This is a genomic window from Pseudarthrobacter sp. NKDBFgelt, from assembly GCF_046097905.1.
Classification (GTDB): Bacteria; Actinomycetota; Actinomycetes; order Actinomycetales; family Micrococcaceae; genus Arthrobacter; species Arthrobacter polychromogenes.
In genome coordinates this window covers 17123-36667 of record NZ_JBJURL010000047.1, presented here as the reverse complement: position 1 = coordinate 36667, position 19545 = coordinate 17123, and the positions used below count along the sequence as shown (strand labels likewise).

The 19545-nt window shown below is 67.2% G+C and carries 17 protein-coding genes; 7 read left to right on the top strand and 10 right to left on the bottom strand.

All coding sequences use genetic code 11. The features are described from left to right. A partial coding sequence (locus tag ACKAE7_RS13485; protein ID WP_408979445.1) for a dolichyl-phosphate-mannose--protein mannosyltransferase occupies positions 1-859 on the top strand: 859 nt, incomplete at its 5' end. A gap of 66 nt (positions 860-925) precedes the next feature. Continuing rightward, complete coding sequence (locus tag ACKAE7_RS13480; protein WP_408979444.1) at positions 926-2755, top strand: AMP-dependent synthetase/ligase; 1830 nt, start codon at positions 926-928, stop codon at positions 2753-2755. 38 nt (positions 2756-2793) lie between these two features. Here the strand turns inward: ACKAE7_RS13480 and ACKAE7_RS13475 are convergent, their stop codons facing one another. Together ACKAE7_RS13475 and ACKAE7_RS13470 are read right to left on the bottom strand one after the other, a co-directional pair. Beyond that, on the bottom strand, positions 2794-3996 hold the full coding sequence (locus ACKAE7_RS13475) for a TIGR01906 family membrane protein (RefSeq protein WP_408979443.1): 1203 nt from the start codon (positions 3994-3996) through the stop codon (positions 2794-2796). Positions 3997-4120: 124 nt separating this feature from the next. Then, positions 4121-5113 (bottom strand): stage II sporulation protein M, encoded by a 993-nt coding sequence (locus ACKAE7_RS13470; RefSeq protein ID WP_188809222.1) that lies wholly within the window; start codon positions 5111-5113, stop codon positions 4121-4123. Positions 5114-5185: 72 nt separating this feature from the next. Between ACKAE7_RS13470 and ACKAE7_RS13465 the strand changes: the two genes are divergently transcribed. Continuing rightward, positions 5186-5986: an RDD family protein gene (locus ACKAE7_RS13465; protein ID WP_188809221.1), complete on the top strand. Its 801-nt coding sequence runs from the start codon at positions 5186-5188 to the stop codon at positions 5984-5986. A 2-nt stretch (positions 5987-5988) separates the two neighbouring features. On the opposite strand, the gene ACKAE7_RS13460 is transcribed toward ACKAE7_RS13465, so the two are convergent. The 4 genes from ACKAE7_RS13460 to ACKAE7_RS13445 form a co-directional block, all read right to left on the bottom strand. Further along, the gene (locus ACKAE7_RS13460; protein WP_408979442.1) at positions 5989-7227 is read right to left on the bottom strand and encodes an Ig-like domain-containing protein; all 1239 of its coding nucleotides are present in this window, start codon (positions 7225-7227) and stop codon (positions 5989-5991) included. A 63-nt stretch (positions 7228-7290) separates the two neighbouring features. Beyond that, positions 7291-8769, bottom strand: a complete 1479-nt coding sequence (gene ahcY / locus ACKAE7_RS13455; protein WP_188809219.1) for an adenosylhomocysteinase — start codon at positions 8767-8769, stop codon at positions 7291-7293. 101 nt (positions 8770-8870) lie between these two features. After that, positions 8871-9104 (bottom strand): hypothetical protein, encoded by a 234-nt coding sequence (locus ACKAE7_RS13450; RefSeq protein WP_408979441.1) that lies wholly within the window; start codon positions 9102-9104, stop codon positions 8871-8873. A gap of 76 nt (positions 9105-9180) precedes the next feature. Beyond that, on the bottom strand, positions 9181-9570 hold the full coding sequence (locus tag ACKAE7_RS13445; RefSeq protein WP_188809217.1) for a DUF3499 domain-containing protein: 390 nt from the start codon (positions 9568-9570) through the stop codon (positions 9181-9183). Between the two features lie 118 nt (positions 9571-9688). On the opposite strand from ACKAE7_RS13445, the gene ACKAE7_RS13440 reads away from it, so the two are divergent. After that, positions 9689-10201 (top strand): metallopeptidase family protein, encoded by a 513-nt coding sequence (locus ACKAE7_RS13440; RefSeq protein WP_191034271.1) that lies wholly within the window; start codon positions 9689-9691, stop codon positions 10199-10201. A 43-nt stretch (positions 10202-10244) separates the two neighbouring features. On the opposite strand, the gene ACKAE7_RS13435 is transcribed toward ACKAE7_RS13440, so the two are convergent. The 3 genes from ACKAE7_RS13435 to ACKAE7_RS13425 are packed head-to-tail and all read right to left on the bottom strand — an operon-like array spanning position 10245 to position 15872. Next, entirely contained in the window at positions 10245-11939 is a 1695-nt protein-coding gene (locus ACKAE7_RS13435; protein ID WP_408979440.1) for a DUF5719 family protein, read from the bottom strand. After that, the gene (locus tag ACKAE7_RS13430; RefSeq protein WP_408979439.1) at positions 11932-15309 is read right to left on the bottom strand and encodes a glycosyltransferase; all 3378 of its coding nucleotides are present in this window, start codon (positions 15307-15309) and stop codon (positions 11932-11934) included. The genes ACKAE7_RS13435 and ACKAE7_RS13430 overlap by 8 nt, the downstream gene beginning before the upstream one ends. 29 nt (positions 15310-15338) lie before the next feature. Beyond that, positions 15339-15872, bottom strand: a complete 534-nt coding sequence (locus tag ACKAE7_RS13425) for a WhiB family transcriptional regulator (RefSeq protein ID WP_104185360.1) — start codon at positions 15870-15872, stop codon at positions 15339-15341. Positions 15873-16274: 402 nt separating this feature from the next. Between ACKAE7_RS13425 and ACKAE7_RS13420 the strand changes: the two genes are divergently transcribed. After that, the gene (locus tag ACKAE7_RS13420; protein ID WP_191034275.1) at positions 16275-16973 is read left to right on the top strand and encodes a TIGR03089 family protein; all 699 of its coding nucleotides are present in this window, start codon (positions 16275-16277) and stop codon (positions 16971-16973) included. Between the two features lie 43 nt (positions 16974-17016). Here the strand turns inward: ACKAE7_RS13420 and ACKAE7_RS13415 are convergent, their stop codons facing one another. Continuing rightward, entirely contained in the window at positions 17017-17586 is a 570-nt protein-coding gene (locus ACKAE7_RS13415) for a GtrA family protein (RefSeq protein ID WP_408979438.1), read from the bottom strand. Positions 17587-17759: 173 nt separating this feature from the next. Here ACKAE7_RS13415 and ACKAE7_RS13410 point away from each other — a divergent pair, with 173 nt between their 5' ends. Next, the gene (locus ACKAE7_RS13410; protein ID WP_188730321.1) at positions 17760-18956 is read left to right on the top strand and encodes a 5-(carboxyamino)imidazole ribonucleotide synthase; all 1197 of its coding nucleotides are present in this window, start codon (positions 17760-17762) and stop codon (positions 18954-18956) included. After that, positions 18953-19537: a 5-(carboxyamino)imidazole ribonucleotide mutase gene (gene purE / locus ACKAE7_RS13405; protein ID WP_188730323.1), complete on the top strand. Its 585-nt coding sequence runs from the start codon at positions 18953-18955 to the stop codon at positions 19535-19537. The genes ACKAE7_RS13410 and purE overlap by 4 nt, the downstream gene beginning before the upstream one ends. Positions 19538-19545 lie beyond the last annotated feature (8 nt).

Here is a 19545-nt window from a genome sequence, read left to right as displayed (position 1 = left end):
CGCCGTCGGAACCAAATGGTCGGGGCTCTTCTTCCTTGCCGGGTTCGGACTCCTCACGGTCTTGTGGGACCTCAACGCCCGGCGGGTTGCCGGCATCCGCGGCTGGATCAGTGGCGGCATCATCAAGGACGGTATTCCGGCGTTCATCAGCATGGTGCCGGTGGCGGGGCTGGTGTACGCGGCATCGTGGACAGGCTGGTTCCGGTCCGGGAATGCCTACTTCCGCCGGTGGGCGGAAAGCAACCCCTCTGCCGAATGGAACTGGCTTCCGGACGCTGTCCGCTCGCTGGCCCACTACCACCGGGAGGCCTACACCTTCCACCAAGGCCTTGGATCGGACCACCCGTACGAGGCAAGCGCCTGGAGCTGGCTGGTACTCGGCAGGCCGACGTCGTTCTTTTACGAAACGCCGCCGCAGGGCAGCCCGGGCTGCGCGGTGGAAAAATGCACCTCGGCCATCCTGTCCGTGGGAAACCCGCTGATCTGGTGGGGCGCCGTCGTTTCCCTGGTGGTCCTGCTGTTCTGGTGGGCCGGGCGGCGGGACTGGCGTGCCGGCGCCATACTGGCCGGCGTAGGCGCAGGCTACCTGCCGTGGTTCCTGTACCCCGAACGGACCATGTTCTACTTCTACGCCGTGTCCTTCGAGCCTTTCCTGGTCCTGGCGCTCGTGTACTGCCTGGGCCTCGTCCTGGGCAGGGCCTCCGACCCGCCGTGGCGCCGCCGGTCAGGGCTGTACCTGGTGGCCCTGTTCATCGCTGCGGTGATCCTGCTGTCGGCATTCTTTTATCCTGTCTGGGCCGCGGAAACCATTCCCTACGACGCCTGGAAAGTCAGGATGTGGATGCCGTCCTGGATCTAGGGCAGGATGGCATCAGACCCCCAACTGAGCCGCTGCCGCGGCGTGGCAGCGGAACGGAGACCTGCTGTGAGAGAAGCAAGCACCGAACTGCTGGTTGAGCTTGACGCCGCCAGCAACGTGACCGACCTGCTGCTGGAGCAGCATGCCGCCAACCCTGCCCATGCCCTGTACCGGCGGAAGGGTCCGAACGGCTGGGTGGATGTCACGGCCGGCAAGTTCCTGCAGGACGTCAGTGCCCTGGCCAAGGGCCTGATTGCCGGCGGCATCGAGCCCGGCGACAAAGTTGCGGTCATGTCCCCCACCTCCTATGAGTGGACCCTGGTCGATTTCGCCATCTGGTTCGCCGGCGGAGTGACGGTTCCCATCTACGAAACATCCTCCGCGCGGCAGGTGGAGTGGATCATCCAGGACGCGGGGGTGCGCCGCGTCTTTGCCGGGGACCGTGGCCTTGCCGCCCTGGTCACAGGGGTCCTGGCAGGCTCCGACGTCCTTCGGGACCGGCTCGTCAACGTGGTGAGGATGGATTACGACGGCGACGCGCCGGACCTTGCCAGCCTCGCCGCTGCCGGCACCGGGGTTACGGACGCGGAGCTTGAACGGCACCGCAGCCAGGCCGGGCTGGACGATGTTGCCTCCCTCGTTTACACCTCAGGCACCACAGGCAATCCCAAGGGCTGCGAGATTACCCACGGGAACTTCGCCCTGGTGGCGAAGAACATCGTGGCGTTCCTTCCGGAGCTGCTGCTGCAGGACCAGGCGCGCACCCTGATGTTCCTTCCGCTGGCACACGTGCTGGCCCGCGCCGTGCAGGTGGTCTGCCTCACCGCGGGGGCCACCCTGGGACACACGCCGGGAGCGGCGCAGCTGCTTGATGACCTGGGCTCGTTCCGGCCCACGTTCCTGCTGGTGGTGCCGCGGATCTTCGAGAAAGTCCGGGCCACCGCCGCCCACAAGGCAGCCCTGGCCGGCAAGGCCCGGCTTTTCAAGGCTGCATCAGAGGCCGCCATGGAGTTTTCGCGGGAGGAGGACCGGCGCAACCGCGGCCAAGGCGACGGGCCCGGGCTGCTCTGCCGCACCCGGCACGCGCTCTTCGACCGGCTGCTGTATCCCCGGCTTCGGCAGGCCCTGGGCGGGCAGGTGGGGTACACCGTATCCGGTGCCAGTCCCCTCTCCCTGGAGGACGCCCACTTTTTCCGCGGCGCCGGGATACCGGTGCTGGAGGGCTACGGACTGACCGAAACCACAGCACCGTGCACGGCCAACACCCCGGCCCGGACGCGTGTGGGCTCAGTGGGCATCCCGGTCCCGGGCACCACCATCCGGGTGGCGGGGGACGGCGAGATCCTGGTCAAGGGGATTGGCGTCTTCAAGGGGTACCACAACAACCGGGCCGCGAACGCTGAGGCCTTCGTTGACGGGTTTTTTCGGACCGGTGACCTCGGGGAACTCGATGCGCAGGGGTTCCTCACCGTCACCGGCCGCAAGAAGGACCTGCTGGTCACGGCAGGCGGCAAGAACGTGGCTCCGGGCCCGCTCGAGGAGAAACTCAGAGCCCACCAACTGGTGGGCCACGCCGTGGTGGTGGGCGACGGCAAACCCTTCGTCTCGGCTCTGGTGACCCTGGACCCGGAGGGCGTGGACAACTGGCGCTCCGAACGGGGCCTGCCCGCCCTTGCAGCGCAGGACGCGGTCAGCGATCCGGAAGTCCTCGCGGCAGTCCAGGAGGCGGTGGACCATGCCAACCTGCTCGTCTCCAAGGCGGAGTCCATCCGCAGCTTCTCGCTCCTCGACGTCCAGTTCACCGTGGAGTCAGGACACCTGACGCCGTCCCTCAAACTGAAGCGGGCCGCCGTCGTGCGCGACTACGCCGGTGAGATCGCCAAACTCTACTCCTAGGGCGCAGTCCCCCGGCCGCGCCCGCCACGTTCCGGGGCTTACTCCTGAACAGCCGCCGGTGCCGCCCCGTCCTTGGCCAGGCCGCGCCGCCGGCGGGTGGGCCAGGTGAGGATCAGGGTCACGAGTGAAGCCAGCAGCACCAGTCCCGCTATGACCATGCCGGCATCAATCCAGAACTGGCCGGGGAACAACCGGATCAGGGTGTCGTCCAGGCTGAACGTCCAGGACCCGTCGGCGAAGAAGATGCGGTGGAACTCGGTAAAGAACTGCTGCCAGCCCAGCACGGCCAGGGTGCCCAGGCCCAGGATGATGACCAGGGTGACGATGGAGCCGGCGAACAGGCCCCTCCGGACTCCGCCCGTGCTTCGCTTGCGGAGGTAAAGGATGGCCACAATGCTGAACAGGACCAGCAGGACGCCGGCGCCGAACGTGGACAGGATCACCAGTTTGACGTCCGCCATGTGGCTCACCTCGCCGTCCTTGAACAGCTTGTCGCCGCTGCGGTGCACCAGGTCCCCGAGGTAGCGCGGGCCGGACCAGTTGCTCAGGTAGTCCACGGCGTAGGAGCCGTACGTCATCCGGTCGTCCGTGCTGAAGCCGTATCCGTCGCCCGGGAACCCGGGCCGGTTGTACTCCACCCACAGGAACAGCGGGCTGGTCACCGCCCGGACAGCCAGGATCAGCAGGACCAGCGGGAAGAAGACGGCGAGCAGGACCTGCATCACCCGGGGCGCCACAGGTTTGGCGTTAGCGGCACTCTCCCGCTGGGCATTGCGGCGTTCCACCTCTTCCTCCGGCGGGCGGACCTGCAGCGCGGAGGTAGGGAGCGGTTCCTTAAAGACCGGGGAGCTGTCCTCTCCGGGAGCCTCAGCAGCGGCTTCAGCGGCTTTCCGGTCCGCCCGGCTCTCCGGCTGGATGGATCCGTTCCGGCTGGCGGGGGCGGGTTCTGCGCTGCCCGCAACGGCTGAGCTCCGGGCAGCAGCGGAAGAAGCTCCAGCGGCATGGCCTGCGGAGCCGCCGTCCAGGGTGGAGCCGCCAGTTGCGGTTGAAGAGGCAGCGGCCGGGCTGTCAGCGGGTGAAGGGGCAGCGGGCGAGGAGGAGGACCCCGCTGCTGAACCGGAGCCCTTCCCGGCGGGGGTCAGCCAGGAAAACGCGGGCTCGTCGGAGTCCCCGGACGTGTCCAGGTGGGGTTCCGGCTGCGGCTCGGCGCTTTTGGCGCGGGCCGGTGTTTCGTCTTTCACAGCAGCGTCACTTCCGTCGTTTTTCCGCGCCGGGCCGGGCTCAGCCGGCGCGCTTATCTGGTGTCGAGCCTACCTTCCGGGCCGTGGGCTGGACGAGGAACCACCCCGGCGGAATTACAACGATTCAGGCAGCGATTTCCGCGTAGCCCGCGTCCTCGCGCCGCAGGTCCCCGCGTTCTCCCGCGAGGTAGGCGGGCCTGCCCCACCTCAGCACGTAGAACCAGTACGCGGCCAGGACAGCGGCCCCGATCCCGATCTTGGCCCACACCGGCAGCGGGCTGGGGGTGACGAACCCTTCAACCAGACCGGAGGCAAACAGCACAAGGACCAGTCCCAGGGCCACGGTGATCAGGGATCTGCCTTCCTCGGCAACAGCCCGTCCCCTGGTCCGCGGGCCCGGTGACACCATGGCCCAGAAGATCCGCAGGCCGGCCGCGCAGGCAATGAACACGGCGGTGAGTTCCATCAGGCCGTGCGGCAGGATGTAGCTGAAGAAGACGTCGCTTTTGCCGGCGGCGGCGAAAATCCCGGCCGCAACGCCAACCCCCTGGGCGTTGCTGAACAGGATCATCGGCACCCAGAAACCGGTGATACCCAACGCCACGGCCTGCGCGCTTATCCAGGCGTTGTTGGTCCAGACAGCACCGGCAAAGGAGGCGGCCGGGTTTTCAGAGTAGTAGTTGATGAAGTCTTCCTCAACGTACTGCCTGGCCGCCGCCTCGGTGGCCACTGCCCGCAGCGCGTCGGGCGACGTGCCGATCCACAGCGCGTACGCCGCGCCAATGAGGATGAAGGCCGCACCACAGGCCAGCGTGAGCCAGGTCAACCGGTACAACGCGGCCGGAAGGGCCACCACGAAAAAGCGCGCCAGGTCCGCCGGCACGTTGGATCTGGCCCCGGTGAAGCGGGTCCTGGCCTGCGCCAGCGTGGCGGAGAGCGAGGCGGACAGTCCGCTTTCGGGTGCGATTGACCTGATCAGGGAGAGATGGGCGGACGTGGACTGGTACAGCGCCAGCAGCTCATCGGCCTCGCGCCCGTTGAGCCTGCCCTGGTAGGCGAGCTCGTGCAGCCGTGCCCACTTGTCCGCGTTGGCTGCGGAAAACGCGTCCATATCCACGCGACCAGCCTAGCGCCACCACACTAGACTTTGAGCGACCGCACCGGGAGGGCGGTGGAACGGGGAAGAACAGTGAGTTCGATCATCACCGGCGAGGCCGTGGTCCTGGAGTTGAGGCCGGCGTCCTTTGCCGCCCGTGCTCTTGGGCTGCTCCTGGATGTGGCCTTCAACATCGTCCTGCTCGTGGCGATCCTGATCGGGCTTGCCGCTGCCGGCGAGGACCTCGATGGGGCTGCCGCACGTGCCCTGACCCTGGCCAGCGTGGTCTTTTGCCTGGTCATCGTTCCCGTGGCCGTTGAAACGATGAGCCGCGGCCGCTCCCTGGGGAAGCTCGCCACCGGCCTCCGGGTGGTCAGGGACGACGGGGGTGCCATCCGCTTCCGGCACGCCGTCATCCGCGGACTGACCGGGTTCCTGGAGATCTACCTGACCTTCGGCGGCGTGGCGCTGACGGTTGCGCTTTTCAATGACAGGTCGCGGCGGCTGGGTGACCTGATGGCCGGAACCTATGCCGTCCGCACCCGGGTGCCGGTGGAGCAACCGGTTCCGGTGTTTGTGCCGCCGCGCCTCCGGGCGTGGGCCGCGGCTGCCGACATTGGAAGGATTCCCGATGCGACGGTGCGCAGGGCCTCCCAGTTCATCCGGCAGGCGGGGAGGATGGCGCCCCTGTCCCGGGCCGGGATGGCCGGGTCCATCGCCACGGAACTGTCCGCGCATGTGGCCCCGCCGCCGCCCCCGGGGACCAGCCCGGACGACTACCTTGCCGCCGTCGTCGCTGAACGCCGGAGCAGGGAGCTGGCGAGGCTGACGCAGGCACGCCGGCGCAACACGGAGATCGGCGAGCGGCTGCAGCGGCTGCCCTTCGGCAGCTGACGCTAGTTGTCGTACTCGCTCCACGGGATGTTCCAGTCGCCGAACCCGTCATCATGGGCGGCGTAGTCCCCCTCGGTGTTTACGATCTGCACCACGTCGCCGGTGCCCATGTTATCGAAGACCCAGGCGGCGCCGTCGGGAGCGAACCCAATGCAGCCATGCGAGACGTTCGCGTTGCCGATGAACGGATAGGCAGACTCCAGGGCCTGGTGGATATAGGCGCCGCTGAGGGTGAGGCGGATGGTGTACTCCACGTCAACGTCCCCGTAGTAGGCAGGATCGTCCGGCTTGAGCCCGATACTTGAGGCCCGGAAGTGGTCGTAGCGTTTCTTTTCCATCAGCACCCCGTAGCCGCGTGCGGACGGGAAGCGCTGGTCCCCCATACTGACGGGCAGGGTCTTGACCACCTGGTCATTGACGCTCAGCGTAAAGGTGTGCGCGGCGGAGTCGGCCACCGCCACCTTCTTGTCGCCGATGGAGATGTTCACCTTCTTGTTGAAGTTGGCGATCTGCCCATTGCCAAGGTCAACGCCGAACAGCTTCATGTCCATGGCAATGGTGGAGTTGGCAGCCCAGAAGTTCTCCGGGCGGTACCGGACCATGGTGTCGCTGTGCCAGTGGAAGGCGCCTGTTTGGCCGGCACTGCTGGTAATGCTGATGGCCTTCTCAACGGCCTCACGGTTGACCACAGGCTCGCTGAAGATGACCTGCAGCGGCTGGCCGACACCCACCTTCATGCCGTCGAGGGGGTAGATGGCGGCGTCCGCCTCATGGGAGCTGGAGACGGTGCTGAAAGACTGCGTGGTGCTGGTCTCCCGTCCCGCGCCGTCCTTGACCACGTACGTGTAGCTGTAGTCGGTGTTGAATTTCAGGGGGCCAGCGGCGGTCCAGCCGGTTCCCTGGGAGTCGATTGCGCCCTCCACGGTCTCGCCGCCGGTGCTGGTGAGGGTGACGCGTTCGATGGTTCCGTTGCTGACCTTCAGGGACACCGGAGCTGCCGGGTTGACCTGCTTCGCCCCGTTGGCCGGCGCAGCGTCGAACGTGACCGGAGCCACCACTGGAGCTGCAATTCCTGGGGTTGTCCTCACTGAGGAGCTGGCCTCGGACTCGATGGTGCTGCGGGCGATGCCCGGCGCGACGGCGGCGAAGACCCCACCGACGGCAGCGAGGAGGCAGACAGTTGCCACCACAAGGATCTTCTTCATTCGACCGGGACGGCGGGACGGGACTTCGGGCTCCATAATTTGATCCTAGGCGCAGAAAGTAACGGCCCGGGCGCTCTGGGCACCCGGGCGCTTTACTTCTTAGTAACGATAGTGCTCGGGCTTGTAGGGACCTGCGACGTCGAGGTCCAGGTAGGCGGCCTGCTCCTTCGACAGCTCGGTCAGTTCCACGCCGAGCGCGTCCAGGTGCAGCCGGGCGACCTTCTCGTCAAGGATCTTCGGCAGCACGTAGACCTGGTTCCCGTACTCCCGCTCCCCTTCCGGCTGGCTGCTCTTGGTGAAGAGCTCAATCTGCGCGATCGTCTGGTTGGCGAAAGAGTTGCTCATCACGAATGAAGGGTGGCCGGTGGCGTTGCCGAGGTTCAGCAGGCGCCCTTCGGAGAGGACGATGATGGACCGTTCCCGGTCCGTTCCCTCGTCGAGTACCCACTCGTGCACCTGCGGCTTGATTTCCACCTTCCGGATGCCGGGGATACGTGCCAGTCCGGCCATGTCGATCTCGTTGTCGAAGTGGCCGATGTTGCCCACGATGGCCTTGTCGCGCATCGCGGCCATGTGCTCGGCCAGGATGACGTCCTTGTTGCCGGTGGTGGTGATGAAGATGTGGCCCTCGCTGAGGACGGATTCCAGTTTGGCGACCTGGTACCCGTCCATGGCTGCCTGGAGTGCGCAGATGGGATCGATTTCGGTGACGATAACGCGGGAGCCCTGGCCGCGGAAAGCCTCTGCCGCGCCCTTGCCGACGTCGCCGTAGCCGCAGACGACGGCGATCTTGCCGCCCATCAGAACGTCTGTGGCGCGGTTGATGCCGTCCGGCAGGGAGTGCCGGATGCCGTACTTGTTGTCGAACTTGCTCTTGGTGACGGAGTCGTTGACGTTGATGGCCGGGAACAGCAGCTTGCCCTGCTCCGCGAGCTGGTAAAGGCGGTGCACGCCGGTGGTGGTTTCCTCCGTGACGCCCAGCAGGCGGGAGCCGATCCGGGTCCATTTCTGCGGGTCCGCCTGCAGCGAGGCGCGCAGCACCTCGAGGAAAACGCGGCCTTCCTCGGACTCGTCGTCGGCTGCGGCCGGGACGGTACCAAGGGCCTCGAACTCGGCTCCCTTGTGGACCAGCATGGTGGCGTCTCCGCCGTCGTCGAGGATCATGTTCGGGCCGAGGTCCGGGTTGCTGTCCGCGCCGGGCCAGGTAAGGATCTGCTCGGCGGTCCACCAGTACTCCTCCAGCGTCTCGCCCTTCCAGGCGAACACGGGCACACCCTGGGGGTCCTCGACGGTTCCGTTTCCGACCACAACGGCCGCGGCGGCCTCGTCCTGGGTGGAGAAGATGTTGCAGGAGGCCCAGCGGACCTCGGCGCCGAGAGCGGTGAGCGTCTCGATCAGCACGGCGGTCTGCACGGTCATGTGCAGGGATCCGGCGATCCGGGCGCCCTTGAGCGGCTGGGTGGGGCCGAACTCGGCGCGGAGCGACATCAGGCCCGGCATCTCGTGCTCGGCGAGGCGGATCTGGTGCCGGCCGGCTTCCGCCAGGGTGATATCGGCAACCTTGTAATCAAAAGTCATGGGTAATCCTTCGTCCTGTCCGGAGTGCTGTTGGTTCCGGTGTTGCTGTGTAAAGTTCGACGGCGGCCGTGGCGCCCGCGTTCCGGCCGGCCAGTTCGCTGCTACGTGGCTTGGCCCGTTCCGGGGACTGAATCATGCTGGTCCGATCCTGCCGCGGTGGCCGCTGCCAGCAGCTCTGGTGGCAGGAGGAGCGGAATGCCGTCCTCGATGGCGTAGCGCGGCTTCACTCCGGAGTCCCCGGCGGCCGCCACCAGTTCCTCGCCTTCCTGCACCAGGGCCGAACCCGTGACGGGACAGCGGAGGACGGACAGCAGCTCAGGACTGATATGTGGCATTCTTGGTGCTCCCTGGCGGGCGCGCTCGCGCCGGTAGCGGACTGGTGTGCAGCTACCAGCCTACCGCCAGAGGATGTCAGGAGGGTTCACGCAGGATGCGCAGGTGCCCCCTGCGGGTGCCTTCCGCGCCGGCCGGTGCTTCCAGCGCAGAATGGGACGCGCGCTGCGCCGGCGGCTGCTGTCCCTGGGCCGGGAGGGCCGCGGCATCCCGCACCGCATTGGCGAGGGCCAGGAGGTCGTCGGGGCCAGGCTGCTGGGGCGTTGACGGCATGGCAAGCCGGAGGACTTCCCAGCCACGGGGAACGGTCAGCGAGTCAGCGTGCTGCTCGCACAGGTCGTAGCAATGCGGCTCCGCGAAAGTGGCCAGAGGGCCAAGGACGGCGGTGGAGTCCGCATAGACGTACGTCAGGGTAGCCACCGCTGACTGGCGGCAGGCAGATCTTGAACACTGACGGATAGCTCCCACGACATCACAGACTACTCGGTGTCCGCGCCAAAACCGTGCATTGCCCGCCCGACCCGACGCGTCCCTGCCGCGGGGAGAATATATCGCATAAATGTTCCCCCGGGTTTAGAGTCGATGTATGCAGTCATCGAACCAGAAATCAGGTTTCACGGTCCGGTTGGCTGGTCCGGATGCCCCTGGTAATCCGGGCACCGGCTCCTCCGGCAAAAGCTTCATGATGCGCCGCCGGAACCGTCACGGACGCGGGCTCCGCGGGGAGGTCATGCTCCCCGCACACCCCGGATACCGGACGCGCTCGGACCGGTTTGATGACATGGTGCTGGATTCCGCGCAGAGGCTGCACGACATCTGGGGCAAGACGCTCGACGGCGTCCGGTTCGGCGTCGATGAGATCCCGCCGGACCTCGAACAGCTGGCCGCCAACTCCGCGTCGGCGCCCATGGGGTCCTATACTCCCGCCGCGGACGGCGAAGGGCCCATGATCACGGTGTACCGGCGCGTGGTGGAACAGGGCTGTCCCGGCCCCGAAGAGCTCCAGGACCTGGTCCATGACGTTGTGGTGGAGCACACGGCCGAGATGCTGGGAGTGGCTCCGGAAACCCTGGACCCCGTCTACCGCCGCCGGTACTGATCCGGGCTGCAGCGGCCGGAAGTGGGTTCAGCGGCTGGGGCCGTTAGTAGCTGAGGGTGACGGGCACTGTTTCCTGGCCGGCCGCCGCTGCCAGGAACGCGAGCGTTGAGATATCGCTCCTTCCGTCCTGCTGGACCAGCACGGAGCCATAGGCGGCGTCCCCTGACGCTGACACCACGTATCCCACGACGTCGGCGTCGCCATCCTTTTCCGGCACTGCGATGGAGGACGTCGTCCCACCGGCAATATCGGCGGTGGCCGGTGCCCTGACTTTTCCATCGGACGTAATGGCGGAGTACGTGATGGTTGCCCTGGTGTCCAGGGCACCAAACACCAGGCTGCGGATCCCGCCCTGGGGAACCGGAACGACGTGCTGGCTGCCAAGCCGCACTCCGGCGGCCGCCCAGGCAACGTCCGTGGCCTGGTCTTCCTGGAGCCCGCGGGTGACCCGGGCCGCGGCGACAAACGAAACGTCCGAGGAAGCAGCCACCGTGTACTGCCCGGCCGGGACACCTGCGAGGGAGACTTCGGTGACGGCGCCGGCCTTTGCGGTGATGACCCCGCCCGAAGGCAGGGCCTCCTGTCCGTCGCGTCCGTACATCCGGACTTCCACCACTGCATCCGAAGGGCCTGGAACTGTCAGGTGGAGCGCCGGTCCTGCGTCCTCGTATCCTGGCTTTCCGGTCAGCTGGGCCAGCCCGGCAGGGTCCTGGATGTCCACACCCGTCATGACCTGTCGCACGGCCGGAGCCGCTCCCGGGGCAATGAAGTCGACTCCTCCGGGGGTGAGGCCCCTCAGGACACTCTGCTGGATGACGGCAGCCACGGGGCCTCCGGCACTTCGGACACGGACGCTCAGCTGCGCCTCGCCCGGGGCCAGGCCGGCAAGGACCAAGGCCCGCGAGCTGCCTGGCGCAACCAGCAGGCCCCTGCTGCCGGGTGCCTGGATCTGGCCCTTTGCGCCGAAAAGTTCCAGGCTCACCGTGGCGGGGGTGGTGGAGGCGTTGGTCAACACCAGCACTGATGCCCGGCCCACCGTGGTGCTTGCCCCCGCGATCCACTGGTCATTCGAGGGCTGGTGGCAGTTCGAGGCCGCAGTGCCTTGAAGGTCGCCATCGGTGGCGGTGAACTTCATCACCGCTGCAGCTGAGGCTTTTTGGTTCGCCAGTGCCTCGGCGCTCAGCACGCTCACCTGCTCCACGGGACGGGACACCACTGCGCCTGCCAGGAGTTCCTGGGGCGCCGCGGCGGAAGCGCCCTGGCCTGGCCCTTCGGAGATGTCCACTGCGGTTGTCCCGTCCAGCTGGGACAGGCGGCTGGCCGGCAGGACCCCTGCCGCGCCGAGCACCGCGCCCGTCACTGCGCTGGCCGCGGTGGCTGATACCGGACTGAACTGGGGGTCGGTGCCTGCTTCTGTCCCCTCCAGCAGCCGGGCCGGTCCCGGACAAACGCCCACACTCGCCCCGGCGGGGACGGCTGCCGCTGCGGCAGCTACCACGCGGCTCGATTCCGGCGGCGGCAGCAGCGATCCCCCAGCCACTACCGCCCCCGCACCGGTGAGGATCATAGCCGCGGACGCCAGCCCCACGAACGCCGTTTTGCGTCCCCGCGGTACGTGCCGCTGACCCGTATCCGCCGTGGTTTCCTGGTGCGCTGTGCTTGCGTCCTCCAGCGGCTTGCCGGCGTCGCCGGAGGACTGGGCCTCCGGAGTTGCCGGCGGCGTAGTGTGCTCATGCATTCTGGTGTTCCTTACGCAGGGAGCCCTCGTCCCGGGAGATGCCCGTCCGGGGCCTCCTGGCCGGCATTGGTATGGCGAGCAGGACCGTCAGGCCAATCACCGTGATCTGTGCAATGGCCGTCCACACGGCCCAGGGGTTTTCGTAGCGGATGGTGAGCTGGCCACCTGTTGCGGGAAGCGTGAAGGCCTGCGACCAGCCGGAGGTGGTCGCAGTCAATTTCCGGCCGTCAAGCGAGGCGGTCCAGCTGGCATCCGCTCGTTCGGCCAGCACCACAAGGCGACCTTCAGGACCGGCCGGAACGGGGGCGTCCACGTCGCTGTAGCCGGAGGGAACCAGTCCGATGGCAGCACCGCTTCCATCGACGATACGTACCCGGTGTGCAACGTCTGCGGCCTGAAGGGCCGGCTGGTTCAGCGGGGTGATCCGCCAGAGCCACCCCACATCGGTTTGGCCCACGGCAACAAGGCCCGGTACCGCGTCCATCCGGCTGGCCGTCAGCTGGGCAGCCGTGTCAGCGGAGCGCAGGACAACAAACCCTGCGCCCAGCTGTTCGAGGTCGTTCCGCGGGTCAACGCCCTGGCCTGCGACGACCGTTGCCACCACACGGCGCACGGCGGCGGTGACATCGTCGTCGTCGCGAATGGTCTCGGCACCCGGGCTTCCGATGATGTTCCGCGCGGAAGCAACCGTGGAGAGGCTGTCCAGGGTGGTTCCGGCGCCGCGCATCAGTGATGCGTCGAACGTCCCGTTGTCCCGCGTACTGATCAGCAGGGTGCGTGATTGCTCAGGCCCGGTTCCGCGGTCAATGGCGGTGGCAGGCAGGGTGCGCGGGTTGGTGGCCTCCACCAGCCGGGGGGTTCCGAGCAGGCCGGCGGCGTCGGGGGTTTGGCGGCTGGCGGCTTCGCCGCCCGGGGAGGCCGTCCCCATGCCAACAGCGGCCGCCGTGGCAGGGCGCAGCAGGTTCTGGGCTGACCATGCAGCCATTCCGGCCAGGGGCCCCGCGAGCAGGATGACCATACCGACGGCGGTGGCGGACCGAAGGGCGGCCCGGCGCTTGGCGCTGCCGCTGGCCCCTCCCCGGTGCGCCATGGAAAGCAGACGCTCCGCTCCGAGGACGCCTGCCGCCAGGAGTGCGAAAGCCGCAGCAGACACTGCCGGCCCAGTGAATGGAGTGACCAGGTTCTGGGCGTTGACGGCAGTGGCCACGTGGCCTGCCAGCCAGCTGCCTCCCAGGGCAAGGATCCCTGCCACCCAAAAACCCCTCGCCATAGCGGCACGGTGCCCGGGTACCACCAGTCCGGCGACGGCCAGCGCCAGCACCGGGGCGGCGACCAGGAGTGCCAGCACCAGCGCCCACGGTACTGTGCCGCCGGCAAAGGACGGAAGCCCGGCGAGGCCGCCCTGCGGGTCAAACCGCAGCGGCTGGCCCAGCACCTGCTGCCACAGCGGCGCTGCGTCGAAGGCAAGCGGCAGGCCGGGATCGGCCAGTAAGGCCCGGGGCCTGTCCAGGACGGAGAGTCCGAAAGGGATGAATAAGGCCGCGGTGGGCAGCAGGGCCCACCAGACCGTCCGGCCGCGGCGTCCGGGCAGGAGGCCGCAGAGCACGACCACCACGGTAGCCGGAAGCAAGAGTGAAGGTGCCGATGCAACAACGACTGCCAGCGCAAGGCCGGCCGCGGCCGCGGCGGTCCAGGATGGCGTGCCGTTGATACCGGGCCTGACGGGGGGCCTCTCGCCAGGACGGCCTTCGGCGGGGGAAGGCAGCGTGAAGCGGCCATGGCCAACTGCGGAGCCGGTGGCCCGCAGCAGCGCCAGGACCACCAGGGGAAGCATGAGGTGGGCAACCAGCGCCCCTGCCCTGCCCTGGTTGAGCGCGACCTGGAGTGCAGGTGCGGCAGCCCAGAGGAGGGCGGCGGCCAGCCGGAGCCGGCGGCGGACAGTCAGCCCGCCGGCGGCGAACCATGCCGTGAGCCCGGACAGCGGCGTGGCGAGCAGGAGCAGCCAGGCCATGGCGGGGTTGGCATCGCCTCCGCCCAGGATCCCGAGGATCCACAGGACGTAGCCGAAGGGGTCCCCCAGTCCGGGCAGCCCTGCCCCCAGGGTAATCCACCAGCTGGAAGCGTGGTGCCAGATGTCGCCGAGGCTGGCAGCGACAGGAATAAGCGCACCGCCGGACACGGCGTCGGCACGGAAGAGCCCGGTCAGGCCCAGGAGCGAGGCCACGGACGAAACGATGACCACAGCCAGGGCGCCGTTGCCCACCCATCCACGCTTTGTGGTGGCCAAGGCAGCAAAGTCGTCCGAGGCATCGCCGGTGGGCTGGTGCGCCAAGGGATCCTGTTCAAGCTCGTCCGACGGGGAAGTGTCCGAGCCGAGCGCCTCCATCAGGGACCGCCGGTGGCTCCAGACTTCGCGCCTGGGGGTTTGGAGCTTGCGGATCACGGAACGGCGGATGCGGCGGGTCCGGCGGGCGCTGCGGCGGGCCCTCGCCACTGCGCGCGGCCTTCCGAGGGCCCCGCAGGTGGCAACCACCTGTGACAGGCCGTGCCCAGGATCCTTGACCAGGATGCTCAGCACGAGTTTGAAGAGGCTGCCCAGGAGTGCCCCGGCCCCATGGACCGGCACCATCCATGGCGGTGAATGCTTCAGGCGCAGGTGGACCTGGGCTTTCCGGGCCGCCGCCGCGTTGCCCAGTGCCTGAGGCCGGTGCGCAACATGGAACATGCGGGCCGCGGGCACCACGACGACGCGGTGCCCGGCCAGCCGGTTGCGCCAGCAGAAGTCGACGTCGTCGCCACTGCCGGGCAAGGCAGGGTCGAAACCGCCCAGGTGCTCCCAGATGTCACGGCGGACAAGCATGCCCGCGGAATTGACGGCGAAGGTATCGCTGCGGCCGTCGTACTGCCCCTGGTCGAGTTCGTCGGCGTCGATCAGGGTGAGCCGCTCAGCCCACCGGCTGGTGGACAGGCCGACGTCGATGAGCTTGCGTTCCGCGTGCCAGTCCAGCTGCTTGCACCCTGCGACCGTGACCGAGGGCGCCCGTTCAACAGCGCTGAGCAGTTCGGCCAGTGCTTGCGGAGCAGGTGCTGCATCATCGTGAAGCAGCCAGATCCACTCCGGTTTGTCCGGCGCGGCACTCCCCCGCCAGGGAGCCAGTTCGGCAAGCACTGCGGAAACGGCCGCCCCCATGCCGCCTTTGCCGCGCTGCTGGCTGATCACATTGGCTTCGCCCAGGGCCCGCTGCAGGAGGACCCTGGAGTCATCCCGTGATCCGGCGTCGACGCCGATTGCGTAGTCCGCGGGCCGGGTCTGGCCCGCCAGGGCTGCAAGGGTCCTGGGCAGATAGGCACTGCCGTTGTGGGCGACCACAACGGCAGTGACGTGAACATCCTGGTGAATTAGATTGCTCGCTTCCTAAGCCGCCGGCGCTCACGCTCGGAAAGGCCTCCCCAGATGCCGAACCGTTCGTCGTTTGCCAGCGCGTATTCAAGGCACTGCGAGCGCACATTGCAGGCTCCGCAGACTTTTTTGGCATCCCGCGTGGAGCCGCCCTTTTCAGGGAAGAATGCCTCGGGGTCAGTCTGGGCGCACAAGGCGTCTGTTTGCCAGCCGAGCTCACCTTCGTCGTCGAAATCCTGCTGGAAGGGCAGCCCGATCCACACCGGCTGGCTTGCGCCACCGGCTGCAAGTTCCATGGGCGGGTCGAGATCATCCTCTGACTCCGGGCCACCGTCAAGCAGCGCCTCATGGGCGGCGAGGAATGCAGTGGCCTGGTCCTCCAGGACGCCGCCCGCATTCCTGTTGTACCGGTCGGCAGCATCAGGATCGGCGGGGTCCACGTACCAATCGCTTGGCACCCCCCGGGCGCGGTACTTTGCCGTTGCCTGGCCGGCCACGACGGCATCTTCCTGGATACGCTCTGCTTGCCCCATCGGCGACCCTCCTGATTTGCAGCTACTGCCTGGATACGTGGCACTCGGTTGTGTGCCGGCATTTACGCAGTTGCCTTTAGGTATCTAATTACACGTGTGTAACTTGGACGAGTCAAGCTGCCGCCGGATAATAATCACTCAGGATGGCGAACGCGGCGTACGCCACGCCCGGGAATTGATAACGCCGGCACGGCGCGGCTGGCGAGGAACTTCGAATCCTCCCTGGCAACGGCCCAAATCGCCACCAACGGCGGGAAAAATACCGGCAAACAGATAAAATAGCAAGCAGGCTGAGTATCCCCTGTGATTAATGTCACTCCACCTTGTGGGGGTCCGATTCATCTGCCAAGCCTGTCCCACGTCCACCGTGATTGGCCATCCTCCCGGTGGCAGGATGGTGGCATGGGCACCCCGCTATCTGAACTCATGTCATCGCTCCGTTCGGGCAATTCAACGGCTCCCCGCCTTACGTGGTACGGCCCTGACGATGAGCGGGTGGAGCTCTCCGGCAGGGTGCTGGACAACTGGGTTGCCAAGACGAGCAACCTGCTCCAGGACGAATTGGACGCCACCCCCGGCATGCGCCTGCGCATGGATTTGCCCGCGCACTGGAAGTCGGTGGTCTGGGCGCTGGCCGCCTGGCAGGTGGGGCTGCAGACCGTTCTTGACGGGGGCACGGCGGACTATCTGGCTACGGCGGATCCCGAGGCAGTTGAAGGAAAATACGACGCCGTCATCGCCGTGGCCTTGCCGGCGCTGGCGATGCGGTGGCCGGGTGCGCTTGCGGCCGGCTGCCTGGACTTCGCCGCGGAAGTCCGCTCCCACGGGGACGTCTTCATGCCGCACGCCGAGCCTGATCCCGCAGGGTGCGCCCTCGTGGCGGGGGACGGCCGGACGCACTCCCATCAGGACCTGCTCAGCAGCTTCGCCGCCCGCCATGATGAAGGCGTACGCCTTCATGTTCCTGCCGGGAACGGCTTGGAAGGCGCGCTGTCCAATGCCCTGGGCGCCTGGCAGCACGGTGGATCGGTGGTCATGACGCATCCGGAGGTGGAGCTGACCGACAAGCTGCTCACAGCGGAGCGCATCCACGGCAGCTAGGAAAGCCGGGGCCTTACGCCCGCCCGCGCCCCAAGGTCTCCAGCTACGGCTTGGCGCGTCCGTCGGTCGAAGGCTCGGGTTCCGCTTCGCGCTCCACCCCGGAGCCATGCTCCTTGTGGCGGTGGTGAAGCTCGATGAGCTCGTGGTCGTGGGAGAACTCCAGTTCCTGGTCCAGTTCCTGGTTGAAGACCAGGAACCGATAGGCGAAGAAGCGGACCACCGTAGCCACAAGAATGCCCGCCACTCCGGCCAGGAACAACATGTTCTTGTCCGTGATGCCCATCCCGTATTTCGCAAGGGCTGTGAAGCCCGTGGAGATCCCGATGCCTATCCCGTTGATGAGGACGAACATCAGGAATTCGCGGAGCACGTTGGCCTGGCGGCGGTGCCGGAAGGTCCAGAGACGGTTGGCGATCCAGGAGAAGACCGTGGCTACGGAAGCGCCAACGAACCGCGCCTTGGCCTCGCTGTCGGTCATCGGACCGTGCATCAGGTAGTACGTGAGACCGTTGTCGATCACGAAGGCCACACCGCCCACGGCTCCGAACTTGGCCACTTCGCGCCAAAAAAGCGAGGCGAGCCCCCGGATACGGTCTGCAAGTGTGGTGAACATGGCCCTCCATGGCTGAGTGAACTGTGGGCCATTGGGCCGGAGGCCATTTTAGCCCCCAAACCTGTGAGTCAGCCTTCCCAACCGGCGGAAAGGGGTACCCCAGCCGCTGAAATACTCCCGGCCCGCCGGACCGGAGCGCGGGATACCGGACGGTCTTCGGTAGGCTGGCCCATGTGACTTTTCCAGTAATAGGCGTAGTTGGCGGCGGCCAGCTTGCCCGAATGATGGCCCCTGCAGCAACTGCCCTCGGCTTCGAACTCCGTGTCCTCGCCGAAGGGGACGACGTCTCTGCCGTCTCGGCAGTGTCCTCCTCGCCGGTGGGCGACTACAAGGACCTGCAGACGCTGTTGGACTTTGCCCAAGGCCTGGACGTTATGACTTTTGACCACGAACACGTCCCCACAGACCATCTACGCGCGCTGCAGGACGCCGGCGTTAACGTCCAGCCCGGGCCTGATGCACTCGTGAACGCCCAGGACAAACTGGTCATGCGCGCCGCCATCGACCGGCTGGAGCTTCCCAACCCGGCCTGGGCCTCCGTGCCGGACGTGGCGGCACTGGTCAGTTTCGGCGATGAAACAGGCTGGCCCGTTGTGCTGAAGATGCCGCGCGGCGGGTACGACGGCAAGGGTGTCAGGATCGTCGCCTCTGCAGAAGAAGCTGCCGAAACCTCTGAATGGTTTGACGCCATGAGCCCCCTCCTCGCTGAGGCCAAAGTGGAATTCACGCGGGAGCTTTCAGCACTCGTTGCGAGGACACCCGACGGCGAAGCCCGCGCCTGGCCGGTGGTACACACCATCCAGGTGGATGGTGTGTGTGATGAAGTGATAGCTCCCGCCCTGGACATCCCGGTGGAGGTCGCTGCTGCCGCGGAGGACGCTGCCCTGCGGATTGCTGGTGAACTTGGCGTCACGGGCGTGCTGGCCGTTGAACTCTTTGAGACCCCCGGCGTCGGGGCAGGGTTCCTGATCAACGAACTCGCCATGCGCCCCCACAACACAGGGCATTGGACGCAGGACGGCTCGGTGACAAGCCAGTTCGAGCAGCACCTGCGGGCGGTACTGAACCTTCCCCTGGGCGCCACCGATGTGCTTGGCCCCGTGGTGGTAATGAAAAACTTCCTGGGCGGCGACAACCAGGACCTGTTTTCTGCCTTCCCGATGGCGCTTGCCAGCGAACCCGCCGCAAAGGTGCACTGCTACGGCAAGTCCGTCCGCCCGGGCCGCAAGATCGGCCACGTAAACCTGGTGGGTTCATCCACGGCGGACGTTGATTCCGTCCGCCGCCGTGCCACGATGGTGGCAAGCATCATCCGCGACGGCCGGGCACCGGCAGAAGAACTGCCAAGCACTTTCGAGGAGAAGCCATGAGCGCCCCAACCACCCCCTCCACAGCTTCGGAGGCCGCCCCGCTGGTGGGGCTCGTCATGGGATCCGACTCCGACTGGCCCGTTATGGAGGCTGCGGCTGACGCGCTGGCGGAGTTCGGCATTCCCTTCGAGGCCGACGTCGTGTCAGCCCACAGGATGCCCACCGAAATGATCCGTTACGGGCAGACAGCCCATGAACGCGGCCTGAGGGTCATCATCGCCGGGGCCGGCGGCGCAGCCCACCTGCCGGGAATGCTGGCCAGCGTCACCCCGCTCCCGGTGATCGGGGTTCCCGTTCCGCTCAAGACCCTGGACGGAATGGATTCCCTGCTGTCGATCGTCCAGATGCCTGCCGGCGTCCCGGTGGCCACCGTGTCCATCGCAGGAGCCCGCAACGCCGGGCTTCTAGCCGTGCGGATGCTCGCTGCGGGCACGGACGAGCTCGCAGCGTCGCTCCGCGCGGACCTCCTTGATTTCGCAGCAGACCTCAACGCAGTCGCCACCCGCAAGGGTGCCAACCTGCGCCAGAAAGTCAGCGAGGTCTTTGCAGACGGCAACGGCGCCCTGCGGAGCGGCCGCTAGGCGGCGCG

Bases quoted from the DNA above. Each gene is read 5' to 3' on its own strand.
- ACKAE7_RS13420 (WP_191034275.1), top strand. From the start codon at position 16,275: ATGGGCACCCCGCTATCTGAACTCATGTCATCGCTCCGTTCGGGCAAT.
- ACKAE7_RS13450 (WP_408979441.1), bottom strand. From the start codon at position 9,104: ATGCCACATATCAGTCCTGAGCTGCTGTCCGTCCTCCGCTGTCCCGTC.
- ACKAE7_RS13425 (WP_104185360.1), bottom strand. From the start codon at position 15,872: ATGGGGCAAGCAGAGCGTATCCAGGAAGATGCCGTCGTGGCCGGCCAG.
- ACKAE7_RS13415 (WP_408979438.1), bottom strand. From the start codon at position 17,586: ATGTTCACCACACTTGCAGACCGTATCCGGGGGCTCGCCTCGCTTTTT.
- ACKAE7_RS13440 (WP_191034271.1), top strand. From the start codon at position 9,689: ATGCAGTCATCGAACCAGAAATCAGGTTTCACGGTCCGGTTGGCTGGT.
- ahcY (WP_188809219.1), bottom strand. From the start codon at position 8,769: ATGACTTTTGATTACAAGGTTGCCGATATCACCCTGGCGGAAGCCGGC.
- purE (WP_188730323.1), top strand. From the start codon at position 18,953: ATGAGCGCCCCAACCACCCCCTCCACAGCTTCGGAGGCCGCCCCGCTG.
- ACKAE7_RS13435 (WP_408979440.1), bottom strand. From the start codon at position 11,939: ATGCATGAGCACACTACGCCGCCGGCAACTCCGGAGGCCCAGTCCTCC.
- ACKAE7_RS13460 (WP_408979442.1), bottom strand. From the start codon at position 7,227: ATGGAGCCCGAAGTCCCGTCCCGCCGTCCCGGTCGAATGAAGAAGATC.